Raw genomic sequence first — 16,495 nt, 5'->3', positions numbered from 1 at the left:
AAGATGGCAACAAAAGCTTTTCAAAAGATATATACCAAGATTACTCAGATTACCAAGGCTACTTGTTCGCTGAAAGCGACAGGAGTAGGGTATGACGAGCTTGCCACCGTGGACGGTAAACTGGCACAGGTGGTTAAGATTGCCGGTGACGATGTCACTTTGCAGGTATTTGAAGGTACGGAGGGTATTCCGACTAATGCCGAAGTAGTATTCCTCGGCAAATCGCCTACATTGAAAGTGAGTGAGCAGCTGGCCGGACGTTTCTTCAACGCTTTCGGTGATCCGATTGATGGAGGTCCGGACATTGAAGGACAGGAAGTGGAAATTGGCGGTCCGTCTGTGAACCCGGTTCGACGTAAACAGCCGTCGGAACTGATTGCAACGGGTATTGCCGGTATCGACTTGAACAATACACTGGTATCGGGTCAGAAGATTCCGTTCTTTGCCGACCCCGACCAGCCTTTTAATCAGGTAATGGCAAACGTAGCTTTACGTGCTGAAACGGATAAGATTATCCTTGGAGGTATGGGTATGACGAATGATGACTACCTGTATTTTAAGAATGTGTTCTCTAATGCAGGTGCACTGGACCGTATCGTGAGTTTCATGAATACGACCGAAAATCCTCCGGTAGAACGTTTGTTGATTCCGGACATGGCATTGACTGCTGCAGAGTATTTTGCAGTAAATAATAATGAGAAAGTGCTGGTACTATTGACGGATATGACGAGCTATGCGGATGCGCTGGCAATCGTATCTAACCGTATGGATCAGATTCCTTCGAAAGACTCTATGCCGGGATCGCTTTATTCGGATTTGGCAAAGATTTACGAAAAGGCGGTGCAGTTCCCTTCCGGCGGTTCAATCACTATTATTGCGGTGACTACTTTGTCTGGTGGAGATATTACGCACGCTGTGCCTGATAATACGGGTTACATCACTGAAGGTCAGTTGTTCCTGCGTCGTGATAGTGATATCGGTAAGGTTATTGTTGACCCGTTCCGTTCATTGTCTCGTTTGAAACAGCTGGTAACCGGTAAGAAGACACGTAAGGACCATCCGCAAGTGATGAATGCCGCTGTACGTCTGTATGCCGATGCCGCTAACGCTAAGACGAAGATGGAAAATGGTTTCGACCTGACCAACTACGACGAACGTACGTTGGCTTTTGCGAAGGACTATTCCAATCAGTTATTGGCTATTGATGTCAATCTTGATACTACTGAAATGCTGGACGTTGCCTGGGGCTTGTTCGGTAAATATTTCCGTCCGGAAGAAGTGAATATCAAGAAAGACTTGGTGGATCAATACTGGCCAAAACAAAATAATTAGACGATTAGACGATTTACCATTTACGATTGAAGTTTGTTAATTGTAAATGGTCATAAAAGTAATTTCAGTCGTAAATCGTAAATAGTTAAATAGTAAATAGAACATCGTGGCTATAAAGTTTCAATATAACAAAACTTCTCTTCAGCAGCTCGAAAAGCAACTGAAAGTGCGGGTGCGTACGCTTCCTATTATTAAGAATAAGGAAAGCGCCCTCCGCATGGAAGTGAAACGCTGTAAAACGGAAGCTGCCGATCTGGAGGATAGGCTCGAACAACAAATTCAAGCCTATGAAGCCATGTTCGCCCTTTGGAATGAGTTTGACGCTTCATTAATAAAGGTGAATGATGTTCATCTTGGCGTGAAAAAGATTGCGGGTGTGCGCGTACCGTTGCTCGAAAATGTGGAATTCGAGATACGTCCGTACAGTATGTTTAATGCTCCCAAGTGGTATGCCGACGGTATCCATCTATTGGAAGAGCTGGCTCATACGGCAATTGAACGTGAATTTATGCTCGCCAAGCTGAACTTGTTAGAACATGCAAGGAAAAAGACCACTCAAAAGGTGAACCTTTTTGAGAAGGTACAGATACCGGGCTATCAGGATGCATTGCGAAAGATCAAACGATTCATGGAAGATGAAGAAAACCTGTCGAAATCTTCGCAAAAGATCATGAAGTCCCATCAAGAAAAAAGGAAGGAGGTAGAGGCATGATTACAAAAATGAAGAAACTCACATTCCTGGTTTATCACAAAGAGTATGAAGAATTCCTGAACAGTCTGCGTGAACTTGGGGTAGTCCATATTGTGGAGAAACAACAGGGGGCTGCTGATAACACGGAGTTGCAGGAGAATATTCGTCTTTCCAATCGCTTGGCGGCTACCTTGAAGTTGTTTCAGAATCAGAAGCATGAAAAGAATGCTGTGATTGCTACGGAAGGCGGAACGGCCGCCCGTGGTATGCAAGTGCTGGACGAAGTGGATGCCCTGCAAACAGAGCATGGAAAGCTGTCGCAGCAATTGCAAAGCTATGCCAAAGAGAAAGAAGCGCTGGAAGCCTGGGGGCAACTTTGAACCGGATAATGTTCAGAAGCTAAAAAATGCCGGTTATGTAATCGGTTTTTATAGCTGTTCGGAAGGAAATTACAAGGAAGAGTGGGAAACGGAATACAATGCAATGATTGTGAACCGCATCTCTTCTAAAGTATTCTTCGTGACTCTGACGAAAGGCGGGCAGGAAGTGGATTTGGATGTAGAACAGGCGAAATTACCAGCATACTCTTTGGCACATCTTGAAACGCTTTACAATACGACCGAACAGGCCGTTGAAGAGAATGAAAAGAAGCTGGTTGCACTTTCCGAAACGGAAATTCCTTCCTTGAAGGCTGCCCTGAAAGAGTTGCAAAGTCAGATTGAATTCTCTAAAGTCGTGTTAAGTACCGAGCAGACTGCCGGCGACAAACTGATGTTGATTGAAGGATGGGCACCTGCATTCAGTCAAGTGGAGATAGAGGCTTATCTGAATGACGCACATGTATATTATGAGATTACCGATCCGATGCCGGGTGATAATGTTCCTATTCGATTGAATAATAAGGGATTCTTTGCCTGGTTCGAACCGATCTGTAAGTTGTATATGCTTCCGAAGTATAATGAATTGGACTTGACACCGTTCTTTGCCCCGTTCTTCATGATCTTTTTCGGACTTTGTCTGGGAGATTCCGGATATGGTTTGTTCCTGTTCCTGGGAGCTACTGCCTATCGGTTGATGGCGAAGAAAGTGACCCCGTCGATGAAATCAATCATTTCATTGATACAGGTATTGGCGGTTTCAACATTCTTCTGCGGTTTGCTGACAGGTACGTTCTTCGGAGCGAACATCTACGATTTGAACTGGCCGATTGTTCAACGTCTGAAACATGCTGTCCTGATGGATAACAATGATATGTTCCAATTATCGTTGATATTGGGAGCTGTCCAAATTCTATTCGGTATGGTATTGAAGGCGGTGAATCAGACCATTCAGTTTGGTTTCAAATATGCAGTGGCAACGATCGGATGGATCATCCTGCTGGTTTCCATGGCAGTTTCGGCTTTGTTGCCGGAGGTAATGCCGATGGGAAGCACTGTGCATTTGGTTATTCTGGGTGTTTCGGCTGCTATGATTTTCCTTTATAACAGTCCGGGAAAGAATGTTTTCCTGAATATCGGACTGGGATTGTGGGATTCATATAATATGGTTACCGGTTTGCTTGGCGATGTATTGTCTTACGTTCGTCTGTTTGCCCTCGGACTTTCCGGAGGTATTTTGGCGGGAGTATTCAACAGCCTGGCAGTAGGTATGAGTCCGGATAATGTAATAGCAGGTCCGATTGTTATGGTACTGATTTTCGTTATCGGTCATGCCATCAATATCTTTATGAATGTGCTGGGTGCAATGGTTCACCCGATGCGTCTGACGTTCGTTGAGTTCTTCAAGAACTCCGGATACGAAGGGGGCGGCAAAGAGTACAAACCGTTCAGAAATTGAAAATTTGAAGATTAAGAATTAGAAATTGAGAATTAATATTTTAAGAATTAAACAATAAAAAATAGAATAAGATTATGGAAATGAATTTGTTTATCGCCTACATTGGCATCGCGATTATGGTTGGTTTGTCAGGCATTGGTAGTGCTTACGGAGTAACTATTGCAGGTAATGCTGCTATCGGAGCATTGAAGAAGAATGATAGCGCATTCGGTAACTTCCTGGTATTGACAGCTCTTCCGGGTACACAAGGACTTTATGGTTTTGCCGGTTATTTCATGTTTCAAACGATCTTCGGTATTTTGACTCCTGAAATTACAGCTATCCAAGCATCAGCAGTGCTTGGTGCAGGTATTGCTTTGGGATTGGTTGCTTTATTCTCTGCTATCCGTCAGGGACAAGTTTGTGCAAATGGTATCGCAGCGATCGGACAGGGACACAATGTATTTAGCAATACGTTGATTCTTGCCGTATTCCCTGAACTTTATGCAATCGTTGCTTTGGCTGCAACCTTCTTGATCGGTAGCGCACTCGTTGCATAATTTTTAGCAAGAATATTTCCTATAAAAGACTTTCAATCCCCTTGTACATGCAGCTTCGCATGTGCAAGGGGATATTCTTTTTTCATTGTAAGGCAACGTTTCTTTCTTCTTCTTAACTCATATTTTTTGTATAAAGTATTATTTTTCAAAGAATAATGTGTACTTTTGCACTCGCATACTAAAAAGAGTTTTAATATATTATATGGTAAAAGATTTATTAACCCCCGATTATATCTTCGAGTCCAGCTGGGAAGTATGTAATAAAGTGGGAGGTATATATACCGTCTTGTCGACACGGGCAAATACATTACAGGAAAAATTCCGCGACAGAATTTTTTTCATAGGTCCTGATGTGTGGCAAGGAAAGGAGAACCCTCTATTCATCGAGTCGGATAACCTATGTGCTGCCTGGAAAAAGCATGCGCTTGAGAAAGACGAACTTTGTGTCCGTGTGGGACGATGGAATATCCCCGGTGAACCCATAGTCATTCTTGTTGATTTCCAACCTTTTTTTGAAAAGAGAGACGATATATACACAGAAATGTGGAATCGTTATCAAGTAGATTCGTTGCACGCCTATGGCGATTATGACGAGGCTTCTATGTTTTCCTATGCCGCAGGAAGAGTGGTGGAGAGTTTCTATCGCTACAACCTGACGGAAACGGATAAGGTGGTATATCAGGCACATGAATGGATGACTGGAATGGGAGCACTTTATGTACAGGAAGCTGTGCCGGAGGTTGCTACTATTTTTACGACCCATGCTACTTCTATCGGCCGTTCCATTGCCGGTAATCATAAGCCGTTATATGATTATCTGTTTGCTTACAATGGCGACCAGATGGCGCAGGAACTGAACATGCAATCGAAACACTCGATTGAGAAACAGACTGCACACTATGTAGATTGTTTTACTACGGTGAGTGAAATAACCAATAATGAATGCAAGGAATTACTGGATAAACCGGCAGATGTTGTTCTGATGAACGGTTTTGAAGATGATTTTGTGCCGAAAGGAAGCACATTTGCCGGCAAGCGTAAACGTGCACGTGCCTTGATGCTGAATGTAGCCAATAAGTTATTGGGAACAAATCTGGGTGATGATACGTTAATTGTCGGAACCAGTGGACGATACGAGTTCAAGAATAAAGGTATTGATGTTTTTCTGGAATCATTAAACCGTTTGAACAGGGATAAGAATTTGCATAAGAATGTTTTGGCATTCATTAATGTACCCGGTTGGGTGGGAGAGCCTCGCGAGGATTTGCAGGCACGTTTGAAGAGCAAAGAAAAGTTTGATACTCCGCTTGAAGTGCCGTTTATCACCCATTGGCTGCATAATATGACTCATGACCAGGTGCTGGATATGTTGAAATATCTGGGAATGGGCAATCGTCCTGAAGATAAGGTGAAGGTGATTTTTGTTCCTTGTTATCTGGATGGACGTGATGGTATCATGAATAAAGAATATTATGATATATTGCTGGGACAGGATTTGAGTGTCTATGCTTCTTATTATGAACCGTGGGGATATACTCCGCTGGAAAGTGTAGCATTCCATGTGCCGACAATCACTACGGATCTGGCTGGGTTCGGACTTTGGGTAAACAGCCTGAAGAACCAGCATGGCATTAATGATGGAGTGGAAGTGTTGCATCGTTCGGACTATAATGATTCGGAAGTGGCGGATGGTATCAAAGATACGATTACGTTATTTGCGGATAAGACAGAGAAAGAAGTGAAGGAAATCCGTAAGCGTGCTGCTGAAGTTGCAGAGCAGGCTTTATGGAAGCACTTTATACAATATTATTATGAAGCTTATGATATCGCTTTGCGTAAGGCAAGGATACGTCAGTTGAGTTAAGAAAGAAATTATTTATCAATAAGTAAACGAAAACATTATGAAAATCAAAGTTAGTAATGTGAATACTCCCAACTGGAAAGAGGTTACTGTGAAATCACGTATACCGGAAGAGTTGGAGAAGTTGTCTGAAATCGCACGCAACATTTGGTGGGCATGGAATTTTGAAGCGACTGAACTGTTTAGAGATCTAGATCCGGAACTTTGGAAAGAATGTGGACAGAATCCAGTACTGTTGTTGGAACGTATGAGCTATGAGAAGCTGGAAGCGCTGGCAAAAGACAAGGTGATTCTAAGAAGAATGAATGAAGTTTATACGAAATTCAGAGATTACATGGATGTGAAGCCGGATGAGCAACGCCCATCTATAGCTTATTTCAGCATGGAATATGGCTTGAGCAGCGTCCTGAAAATATATTCCGGTGGTCTGGGCGTATTGGCAGGTGACTATCTGAAAGAGGCTTCCGACAGCAATGTTGATTTGTGTGCGGTAGGTTTCTTGTATCGTTACGGCTACTTTACTCAAACGTTGTCTATGGATGGACAGCAGATTGCCAACTACGAGGCACAAAACTTCGGTCAACTTCCTATTGAACGCGTAATGGATGCCCACGGTCAGCCGTTGGTGGTAGATGTTCCTTATCTTGATTATTATGTTCATGCAAACGTGTGGCGTGTGAATGTTGGACGTATTTCTTTGTATCTGCTTGACACAGACAATGAAATGAACAGCGAATTCGACCGTCCTATCACTCACCAGCTTTATGGTGGCGACTGGGAAAACCGTTTGAAACAGGAAATCTTGTTGGGTATCGGTGGTATCCTGACTCTGAAAGCTCTGGGTATCAAGAAAGATGTTTATCACTGTAATGAAGGACATGCTGCATTGATTAATGTTCAGCGTATCTGCGACTATGTAGCTACTGGATTGACTTTCGATCAGGCTATTGAGTTGGTTCGCGCTTCTTCTCTTTATACTGTTCATACTCCGGTGCCTGCAGGTCACGATTATTTTGACGAAGGTTTGTTTGGCAAATATATGGGTGGTTATCCTTCCAAAATGGGTATCTCATGGGATGACTTGATGGACCTTGGACGTAACAATCCGGGCGACAAGGGCGAACGTTTCTGTATGTCTGTTTTTGCTTGCAACACTTCACAGGAAGTGAACGGTGTAAGCTGGTTGCACGGAAAAGTTTCTCAAGAAATGTTCTCTTCTATCTGGAAAGGTTATTTCCCGGAAGAAAGCCACGTAGGATATGTAACGAATGGTGTTCACTTCCCAACTTGGAGTGCAACAGAATGGAAAGAATTATACTTTAAATATTTCAACGAAAACTTCTGGTTCGATCAGTCTAATCCTAAGATTTGGGAAGCTATCTACAATGTGCCCGATGAAGAGATTTGGAAGACTCGTATGACTATGAAGAATAAGTTGGTTGACTATATCCGTAAGTCATTCCGCGATACATGGTTGAAGAACCAGGGAGATCCTTCTCGTATCGTTTCACTGATGGATAAGATCAATCCGAATGCATTGCTGATTGGTTTCGGTCGTCGTTTTGCTACTTACAAACGTGCACACTTGTTGTTCACCGACTTGGATCGTCTTTCTAAGATCGTGAACAATCCTGATTATCCGGTACAATTCCTGTTTACAGGGAAAGCTCACCCGCACGATGGAGCAGGTCAGGGCTTGATTAAGCGTATCATTGAAATCTCTCGCCGTCCGGAATTCCTGGGTAAGATTATCTTCCTCGAGAATTACGATATGCAACTGGCTCGTCGTCTGGTTTCCGGCGTTGATATCTGGTTGAATACTCCGACTCGTCCGTTGGAAGCATCCGGTACGTCTGGTGAAAAAGCTTTGATGAACGGTGTTGTCAACTTCTCTGTATTAGATGGATGGTGGCTGGAAGGTTATCGTGAAGGTGCAGGTTGGGCGTTGACCGAAAAACGTACTTACCAGAATCAGGAACATCAGGATCAGTTGGATGCTGCTACTATTTACAGTATTCTCGAAACTGAAATCATGCCTTTGTATTATGCACGTAATAAGAAAGGATATTCTGAAGGCTGGATCAAAGTGGTGAAGAATTCTATCGCACAGATTGCTCCTCATTATACCATGAAGCGTCAGCTGGATGATTACTATAGCAAGTTCTATTGCAAACTGGCAAAACGTTTCCAGACTTTGGCTGCTAACGATAATGCGAAAGCAAAAGAAATCGCAGCTTGGAAAGAAGAGGTTGTTGCTAAATGGGATTCTATTGAAATCGTGTCCTGCGATACTGTGGAAGAACTGAAGAATGGTGATATCGAGAGCGGAAAAGAATATACTATTACTTACGTTATCGATGAGAAAGGTTTGAATGATGCAGTGGGTCTTGAATTGGTTACTACCTATACAACAGCAGACGGAAAACAACATGTTTACTCTGTAGAACCGTTCAGTGTAATCAAGAAAGAAGGTGACTTGTATACATTCCAAGTTAAACACAGCTTGTCAAATGCAGGTAGTTTCAAGGTGGCTTACCGTATGTTCCCGAAAAATCCGGAACTTCCACACCGTCAGGACTTCTGCTACGTACGTTGGTTTATCTAATAGCTTAAATGGTGGAGGTAGGGAAGTGCTACTTCCTTACCTCTCTGTAGTATAATAAAGATAGCCCCTGCAATCGATCGAATTGCAGGGGCTATTTCATGATGTGCAGGATAAAATTAAGGAAGTTGTACTAGAAGCAGTTGGACTTATATCACAATCAACTACGTTAACGGAAATAGGATACGATTTTAAGAACTGTGCCACCTTATTGTCACAACTGTGCCATCAGTGTGGCACGATTGTGACAATAAGGTGGCACAACTGTGACAATGGAGTGTCACAACTATAACTACTCTGTCAAGTGCAGAACCTTCTCTTTAACCTTTGGGGCTTACTTTACAGCTTCTGCAATTTTAGCTTGAAGTTCTTCTCCGTGCAGACCGCGGGCAATAATCTTGCCGCTACCATCGATCAATACAGTGTGAGGAATGCTGTTTACAGCATAAAGCTGTGCACCTTCACTTTGCCAGAATTTCAGGTCGGACATTTGCGGCCAAGTCATGTCTAGCTTCTTGATTGCTTCTTTCCATGCAGCACCATCCTGATCGAGAGATACACCTACGATTTCGAAGTTTTTGCCTTTGTACTTAGCGTATGTTTCTACCAGGTTAGGCATTTCGCGACGGCAAGGACCGCACCAGCTAGCCCAGAAGTCAACCAATACCACTTTTCCCTTACCTACATAATCAGACAACTTCACGCTCTTTCCTTCCGGAGTCTGCATTTCGAAATCAACAAATTGAGTGCCTACAGCAGTCTTTTTCTGTTTGTCAGTCATCTCTTTGATTCTTACGATTGTTTCGTCATTCTGGAAATTTGCAGGAATTTGTTGCAACAAAGCTTCGTTTTCGTCCGTAGAGTTATTGTAGAAAGTTTGTTTAAACAAGAATACTCCAACCGGGTTGGTGATATTCTTCTGTACACCTTCTTTGATTGCTTTGTCGTATTGTTCTTCCAGCTGGGCACCTTCTTTTTGTTTGGCCTCTTTCTGCTCATCACTTAAAGATGTGTCGCCCATTGCTTCATAAATGGCATTCATTTTTTTGCTGATGTCATTGATTTGAGCTCTGATTTCCTGGTATGCATCGTTGTTGGGAGTACCGGTAACAGCATCATTGTCCTTGGTCAGGGCAACATTGATTTTTCCGTTTTCCAGGAAGAAGTCGATCATCAATGGCTCTCCGTTCACTTCACAAGTGACATAACGGCTAACCACAGAATCTTGTGTGCCTTCGAAGGTAAAAGTGCCTTTGGTGATAACAGCTGTATCTAGTTTGGTCAGATTTCTACCATTGGCTTCTTGAAGATAGACGGTGTCACCATCGCTTGCACCTTCTACTGTGCCTGTGATAGTATATCCGGCTTTGTTTCCGCCAGTACAAGCTATCATGCTTAACGCTGCCGTTGCGATAATTAAATAAGTAAACTTTTTCATGCTTTTGTAAAATTGGTGAATAAATATTTATGCAAAGATAGATTTTTTTTCTGTCGGGCATCGAAAAACACTGTTATATTAGATTAACACGTAGGTAGAAACCGCAGAAATGTGTACCTTTGCAGCCCAAACTTTAGTATGAATATGCAAGAAGATAAATCCATCATTGAGGTGAGCCATGTATCGAAGTACTTTGGCGATAAAACAGCATTGGATGATGTGACTCTGAACGTGAAAAAGGGCGAGTTTGTGACTATACTTGGTCCTTCCGGTTGCGGTAAAACCACGTTGTTGCGTCTCATTGCTGGTTTTCAGACAGCTTCGGAAGGCGAAATCCGAATTTCGGGGATGGAAATAACACAAACCCCTCCCCATAAGCGTCCGGTGAATACGGTATTCCAGAAATATGCCCTATTCCCGCATTTGAATGTGTATGATAACATCGCTTTCGGTCTGAAACTGAAGAAAACACCGAAACAGACCATTGAGAAGAAAGTGAAAGCTGCTTTGAAAATGGTAGGTATGACGGATTATGAATACCGTGATGTGGATTCTCTTTCCGGTGGTCAGCAACAACGTGTAGCCATTGCCCGCGCCATTGTGAATGAGCCGGAAGTATTGCTGTTGGATGAACCGCTGGCAGCACTCGACCTGAAAATGCGTAAGGATATGCAAATGGAGCTCAAAGAAATGCATAAATCTTTGGGAATTACGTTTGTTTATGTCACTCACGACCAGGAAGAGGCACTTACGCTAAGTGATACGATTGTCGTGATGAGTGAGGGAAAGATTCAGCAGATCGGTACGCCGATTGATATTTATAATGAACCTATCAATGCTTTTGTAGCAGACTTTATCGGAGAAAGTAATATCCTCAACGGTACCATGATTCATGATAAACTCGTACGTTTCTGCGGTACGGAGTTTGAATGTGTGGATGAAGGATTTGGCGAGAATGTTCCCGTAGACGTAGTCATCCGTCCGGAGGATCTTTATATTTTCCCTGTTTCGGAAATGGCACAGTTGGTAGGAGTGGTGGAGACTTCTATTTTTAAAGGGGTGCATTATGAAATGACGGTGATGTGCGGTGGATATGAATTTCTGGTGCAGGATTACCACCATTTTGAAGTAGGGGCGGAAGTCGGTCTGTTAGTAAAGCCTTTCGATATCCATATCATGAAGAAAGAGCGTGTTTGCAATACGTTCGAAGGAAAATTGCTGGATGCTACTCATGTGGAATTCCTGGGTTGTAACTTTGAATGTGTTCCGGTGGAAGGAATCGCTTTCGATACGAATGTCAAAGTGGAAGTAGACTTTGAAAAAGTGATTCTTCAGGATAATGAAGAAGACGGAACGCTGACGGGTGAGGTGAAATTCATCCTTTATAAGGGTGACCATTATCATCTGACTGTATTGTCAGACTGGGACGAGAATGTATTTGTAGATACGAACGATGTATGGGATGACGGTGACCGTGTAGGTATTACCATCCCTCCAGATGCTATTCGTATAGTTAAAATAACCGATTAACAGGAAAGGAAGTGAATAAGAGGTTTATAGTCTTTTTGTCATCACGTAAGAGTTGGACTCTCCCTTACATTATTTTTTCGGCGATCTTTGTGATCATACCGTTGTTCTTAATTGTCGTATATGCCTTTACTGATGATAGCGGTCATTTGACACTCGCCAATTTCCAGAAGTTCTTCGAACATCCCGAAGCAATCAATACCTTTGTCTATTCGATTGGTATTGCCATTATTACCACCCTTGTTTGTATTTTGCTGGGTTATCCTGCTGCCTGGATCTTGAGCAACAGCAAGCTGAACCGTTCTAAGACGATGGTTGTACTGTTTATTCTGCCGATGTGGGTGAATATTCTGGTGCGTACCCTTGCCACTGTTGCCTTATTCGACTTTTTCAGTGTGCCGTTGGGCGAGGGAGCCTTGATATTCGGTATGGTGTACAACTTTATTCCCTTTATGATTTATCCTATCTACAACACTTTGCAGAAGATGGATCATAGTTATATCGAGGCTGCGCAAGACTTGGGAGCCAATCCTGTGCAAGTCTTTCTGAAAGCAGTCCTTCCGCTTTCCATGCCGGGGGTGATGAGTGGTATCATGATGGTGTTCATGCCGACCATATCGACATTTGCCATTGCCGAGTTGCTGACGATGAATAACATCAAACTCTTTGGTACGACGATTCAGGAAAATATCAATAACAGTATGTGGAACTATGGAGCGGCACTTTCGCTCATTATGTTGCTATTGATAGCTGCTACTTCCCTGTTCAGCACCGATGATAAGGAAAACTCAAATGAAGGAGGCGGGCTATGGTAAAGAAGATATTTGCACAGACTTATTTGTGGATATTGCTGCTCTTGCTTTATTCTCCGATCGTGATTATTGTGATCTACTCATTTACAGAGGCGAAAGTGTTGGGTAACTGGACGGGATTTTCTACCAAACTTTATTCTTCGTTATTCACTACCGGTGCTCATCATTCTTTGATGAATGCATTGATTAATACAATCACTATCGCTCTATTGGCTGCAACGGCATCTACATTGTTAGGAAGCATCGCTGCTATCGGTATATTCAATCTGAAAGCCCGTTCCCGCAAAGCGGTCGGATTTGTGAATAGTATTCCTATTTTGAATGGTGATATTATCACTGGTATATCACTCTTTCTCTTGTTTGTATCATTGGGAATCACCCAAGGCTACACAACCGTAGTGCTTGCTCATATTACTTTTTGCACCCCATACGTTGTTTTGAGTGTGTTGCCTCGTTTGAAGCAGATGAATCCGAATATTTATGAAGCTGCCCTTGACTTGGGAGCTACTCCTATGCAGGCCTTGTGGAAAGTCATTATTCCGGAGATTCGTCCGGGAATGATTAGCGGTTTTATGCTTGCACTGACACTATCCATTGATGATTTTGCCGTAACTGTCTTTACTATCGGTAATCAAGGTTTGGAAACGCTCTCTACCTATATCTACGCCGATGCCCGCAAGGGAGGTTTGACCCCGGAACTTCGTCCGCTTTCGGCTATCATTTTTGTCGTGGTACTGGCGTTATTGGTTGTAATCAATTACCGGGCAGGAAAAACGAAGAAAAAAGATTAATAGACTATCAAATGTGCTACTACGTAAATAATATGAAAAGAATAATTCCTGCTATCCTGCTCTTATTGGCTTTGACCGGGTGTTATAATTCCGGTGAACCTCGTGAGCGGGTTCTTAAAATCTACAACTGGGCGGATTACATCGGTGAAGGTGTACTTGAGGATTTCCAGGCATATTATAAAGAACAGACCGGTGAGAATATCCGTATCGTTTACCAGACATTCGATATCAACGAAATCATGTTGACGAAGATTGAAAAGGGGCATGAAGATTTTGATGTGGTTTGTCCTTCGGAATACATCATCGAGCGTATGCTGAAGAAGCATTTGTTGCTACCCATCGATACGAATTTTGCCCATTCTCCCAATTACATGAATAATGTGGCTCCATTTATTCGTAAGCAGATTAATAAATTGAGTCAGCCGGGTGAGAAGGCAAGCCGCTATGCTGTATGTTATATGTGGGGAACGGCTGGTATTTTGTATAACCGGGCTTATGTGCCCGATTCGGTAGCTTTATCCTGGGATTGCCTTTGGAATAAAAAGTATGCCGGAAAGATCCTGATGAAGGATAGTTATCGTGATGCTTACGGAACAGCTGTGATCTATGCACATGCAAAGGAACTGAAGGAGGGAACAGTGACAGTGGAAGAGCTGATGAATGACTACTCTCCACGTGCGATGGAGTTGGCTGAAAAATATTTGAAAGCTTTGAAACCGAATATTGCCGGTTGGGAAGCGGATTTCGGCAAGGAGATGATGACGAAAAATAAAGCCTGGCTGAATATGACTTGGAGCGGTGATGCGATTTGGGCGATTGAAGAGGCTGATGCGGTAGGAGTGGATCTGGATTATGAAGTTCCGGAGGAAGGAAGTAATATCTGGTATGACGGTTGGGTGATCCCGAAGTATGCCAAGAATCCGGAAGCAGCCAGTTATTTTATCAACTTTATGTGCCGTTCGGATATTGCCTTGAGGAATATGGATTTTTGCGGATATGTAAGTTCCATAGCCACTCCTGAAATACTGGAAGAAAAGGTAGACACTACACTTCAATATTATTCCGATTTAAGTTACTTTTTCGGACCGGGTGCAGATAGCATACAAATTGACAAAATACAATATCCGGATCGCAAAGTGGTGGAACGATGCGCCATGATTCGCGATTTTGGCGATAAGACAAAAGAAGTTCTTGATATTTGGTCGCGTATTAAAGGAGATAATTTGGGAGTGGGTATCACTATTCTTATTTTTGTTGTCGTTGCGTTGATGAGTGGTTGGATGATTTATAAAAGATGGCAGCGTTATAGCCGTCAGAAACAACAGAGACGCAGAAGCAGAAGGAAAAAGGTCAGGAGGAATTAGTTTTTCTCCGGATTACAAACATAAATAAATGACGCAAAAATAAAAGCGGTATCTACAGAAAGGAATAAGAAGCACGGTGAACGGAATGCTGATGGCAGGATGTTTACCGTACTTTGTTTTTATCGTCTTTTCATTTTCCGGAGAATGTCCTTGGTATCCTTATCTACCCGGAATGACTCGATTGTTTTTTGCAGTGCCTTGTTGTAAGTCCAGTTATCCAATGCGCTATGTTTCAGATACTCCATTGTCTTTTGGGGAAATTTGATAAAACACAGTGATATCATCCATGCCATAGCCATGCGTGCATAATAGGCATCGTGATTGAATGAGTCGGCATATTTCAGTAACGAATCAATATGTGCGTCATCTACATAATGGAAAAGCATCACAATTCCGAAACGTATTTCAAATTCTTTAGAGGATTTCAGATAGGGTTGGATAAATTGCCATACGTTTTCTTTTCCTTTTTTCACGGCAGTTTTCAGTTCACTGCAGAATATGTCGCATACAGCCCAATTATCTATGCGGGGAATGAACATCGTTACGTATTTCATTTGTTCTTCAAGTTCCATTTTTGCTAGTCCGATAATCATTCCCTGAAGCATTGTTTCTTCATAATAGTTAGTCTCGGTTGATTCGACAAATGTGCGCCAGTCTTCTTTCTTTATAATTTCTTTGGCCATTGTTCGCAGTTGGGGGATGCGTACGCCGAGAATGTTGTTAGCTCCCGGGAGGAGGGAAGAGTGAAATTCCTGATATTGGGAATCTACTAGCGCCTGTAATTCTTTCCGGATGTTTTCAGTTATAGTCATTTTTCATATCGTTGGTTATTTCACAAAGGTATAAAAAAGAGTATGCGTACTGTGGCAGGCATACTCTTTTTTGAGACAATTCCCATCATAATGAAAATACTTTGGGAAAGCTTGTCCGATCGGTTACTTCTTGACCATGTCGAAACTGAATGTGGTAATCGGGAAGTCTTTCAACGGCACTCCTTCTACTTCCACCTGGGTTGCTTTGATCACAAAGGTAAGTTTTTTATCTTTATATGTATATTGACCCTGTTCTTCTGCTTCTATGGTTACTTTTACAGTAATTTGAGGATCTTCTTCTCCATCCGCTTTTACTTGGGTCGGGGGCGTATATTTTATTTCCAAAGGTTCAGGTTTCAATTGAAGTAGAATGGAGCCTTTGCCATCATCATTAAAGGCAGCAGTATAAGGAATGTTGTAATTGATATCGTCCAGATTCTCAATGATAACTTCGGCAGCTTCTTCACCGACGATACTTCTGATCAAATCGTCAACCGGAAGTTTTTTAATCATAATTTGATTGTCTTTTACTTCAGCGGTAACTGTGGCTCCTTGCGGTTGTTCTTCTTTGGAGGAGTAGTTTTGTGGATTGACGGATGGAGCGGTTTCTGTCAACATCTTACCGGAATAGTTTCCATCCACATCTTTAAGTGAATATACGGGAATATCTGAATCGTCATCATTGCTGCATGCAGTGAAAGTGCTTATCAGGCCTGGCAATACTACAAGGAGAACAAAGCGATTAAAACAACGAGTTTTTTTTATTTCAGTTAAAATTTTCATACTGTTTAAAATTAGATTATTAATTTTCAAAATTAAGGTGTACGTACATAGAGTAAATGCCGGTATTTGTGAAATACTGCGTATGGAAATAAAAACAAAATGTTTTT

Annotated in this window: 12 protein-coding genes and 1 pseudogene; 10 read left to right on the top strand and 3 right to left on the bottom strand. The window is 42.4% G+C overall.

Going from position 1 to position 16,495, the window contains the following annotated elements; all coding sequences use genetic code 11:
• The first annotated feature begins 3 nt into the window (after positions 1–3).
• The 6 genes and pseudogenes from NXV01_RS20500 (at position 4) to NXV01_RS20475 (ending at position 8,864) form a co-directional block, all read left to right on the top strand.
• Positions 4–1,332 (top strand): V-type ATP synthase subunit B, encoded by a 1,329-nt coding sequence (locus tag NXV01_RS20500; protein ID WP_004297639.1) that lies wholly within the window; start codon positions 4–6, stop codon positions 1,330–1,332.
• A gap of 106 nt (positions 1,333–1,438) precedes the next feature.
• A complete protein-coding gene (locus NXV01_RS20495) occupies positions 1,439–2,044 on the top strand; it encodes a V-type ATP synthase subunit D (protein ID WP_004297640.1) in 606 nt (201 codons plus the stop codon).
• Positions 2,041–3,859, top strand: a pseudogene (locus tag NXV01_RS20490) (V-type ATP synthase subunit I). Before NXV01_RS20495 ends, NXV01_RS20490 begins: the two are co-directional and overlap by 4 nt.
• A gap of 74 nt (positions 3,860–3,933) precedes the next feature.
• Positions 3,934–4,398, top strand: coding sequence for a V-type ATP synthase subunit K (locus NXV01_RS20485; protein ID WP_004316776.1), 465 nt, complete (start codon positions 3,934–3,936; stop codon positions 4,396–4,398).
• A gap of 202 nt (positions 4,399–4,600) precedes the next feature.
• Positions 4,601–6,262, top strand: a complete 1,662-nt coding sequence (locus tag NXV01_RS20480; RefSeq protein ID WP_148367587.1) for a glycogen/starch synthase — start codon at positions 4,601–4,603, stop codon at positions 6,260–6,262.
• Positions 6,263–6,299: 37 nt separating this feature from the next.
• Positions 6,300–8,864 carry a glycosyltransferase family 1 protein gene (locus NXV01_RS20475; protein ID WP_259023146.1) on the top strand — a complete coding sequence of 855 codons (2,565 nt, stop codon included), beginning with the start codon at positions 6,300–6,302 and terminating at the stop codon, positions 8,862–8,864.
• A 331-nt stretch (positions 8,865–9,195) separates the two neighbouring features.
• On the opposite strand, the gene NXV01_RS20470 is transcribed toward NXV01_RS20475, so the two are convergent.
• Positions 9,196–10,299, bottom strand: a complete 1,104-nt coding sequence (locus NXV01_RS20470; RefSeq protein WP_148367590.1) for a redoxin domain-containing protein — start codon at positions 10,297–10,299, stop codon at positions 9,196–9,198.
• Positions 10,300–10,437: 138 nt separating this feature from the next.
• Between NXV01_RS20470 and potA the strand changes: the two genes are divergently transcribed.
• From potA to NXV01_RS20450, 4 genes are read left to right on the top strand one after another with little or no spacing between them, the layout of a single operon-like run.
• Positions 10,438–11,829 (top strand): polyamine ABC transporter ATP-binding protein, encoded by a 1,392-nt coding sequence (gene potA, locus NXV01_RS20465; protein ID WP_099147245.1) that lies wholly within the window; start codon positions 10,438–10,440, stop codon positions 11,827–11,829.
• Positions 11,830–11,840: 11 nt separating this feature from the next.
• Positions 11,841–12,641, top strand: coding sequence for an ABC transporter permease (locus NXV01_RS20460; protein ID WP_004308090.1), 801 nt, complete (start codon positions 11,841–11,843; stop codon positions 12,639–12,641).
• On the top strand, positions 12,635–13,429 hold the full coding sequence (locus NXV01_RS20455) for an ABC transporter permease (protein WP_148367591.1): 795 nt from the start codon (positions 12,635–12,637) through the stop codon (positions 13,427–13,429). Before NXV01_RS20460 ends, NXV01_RS20455 begins: the two co-directional genes overlap by 7 nt.
• Before the next feature lie 32 nt (positions 13,430–13,461).
• Entirely contained in the window at positions 13,462–14,793 is a 1,332-nt protein-coding gene (locus NXV01_RS20450; protein ID WP_148367592.1) for an ABC transporter substrate-binding protein, read from the top strand.
• Between the two features lie 119 nt (positions 14,794–14,912).
• Here NXV01_RS20450 and NXV01_RS20445 read toward each other — a convergent pair whose 3' ends face one another.
• Positions 14,913–15,605 (bottom strand): DNA alkylation repair protein, encoded by a 693-nt coding sequence (locus NXV01_RS20445; RefSeq protein WP_259023145.1) that lies wholly within the window; start codon positions 15,603–15,605, stop codon positions 14,913–14,915.
• 123 nt (positions 15,606–15,728) lie between these two features.
• Positions 15,729–16,388 (bottom strand): DUF4840 domain-containing protein, encoded by a 660-nt coding sequence (locus NXV01_RS20440; protein WP_004303851.1) that lies wholly within the window; start codon positions 16,386–16,388, stop codon positions 15,729–15,731.
• Between the last annotated feature and the right edge of the window lie 107 nt (positions 16,389–16,495).

Source organism: Bacteroides sp. BFG-606, from assembly GCF_024788145.1.
In the GTDB taxonomy this organism is placed as follows: domain Bacteria; phylum Bacteroidota; class Bacteroidia; order Bacteroidales; family Bacteroidaceae; genus Bacteroides; species Bacteroides vicugnae.
The sequence above is the reverse complement of the archived record's forward strand: the minus strand, read 5'-3'. Positions and strand labels throughout refer to the sequence as shown.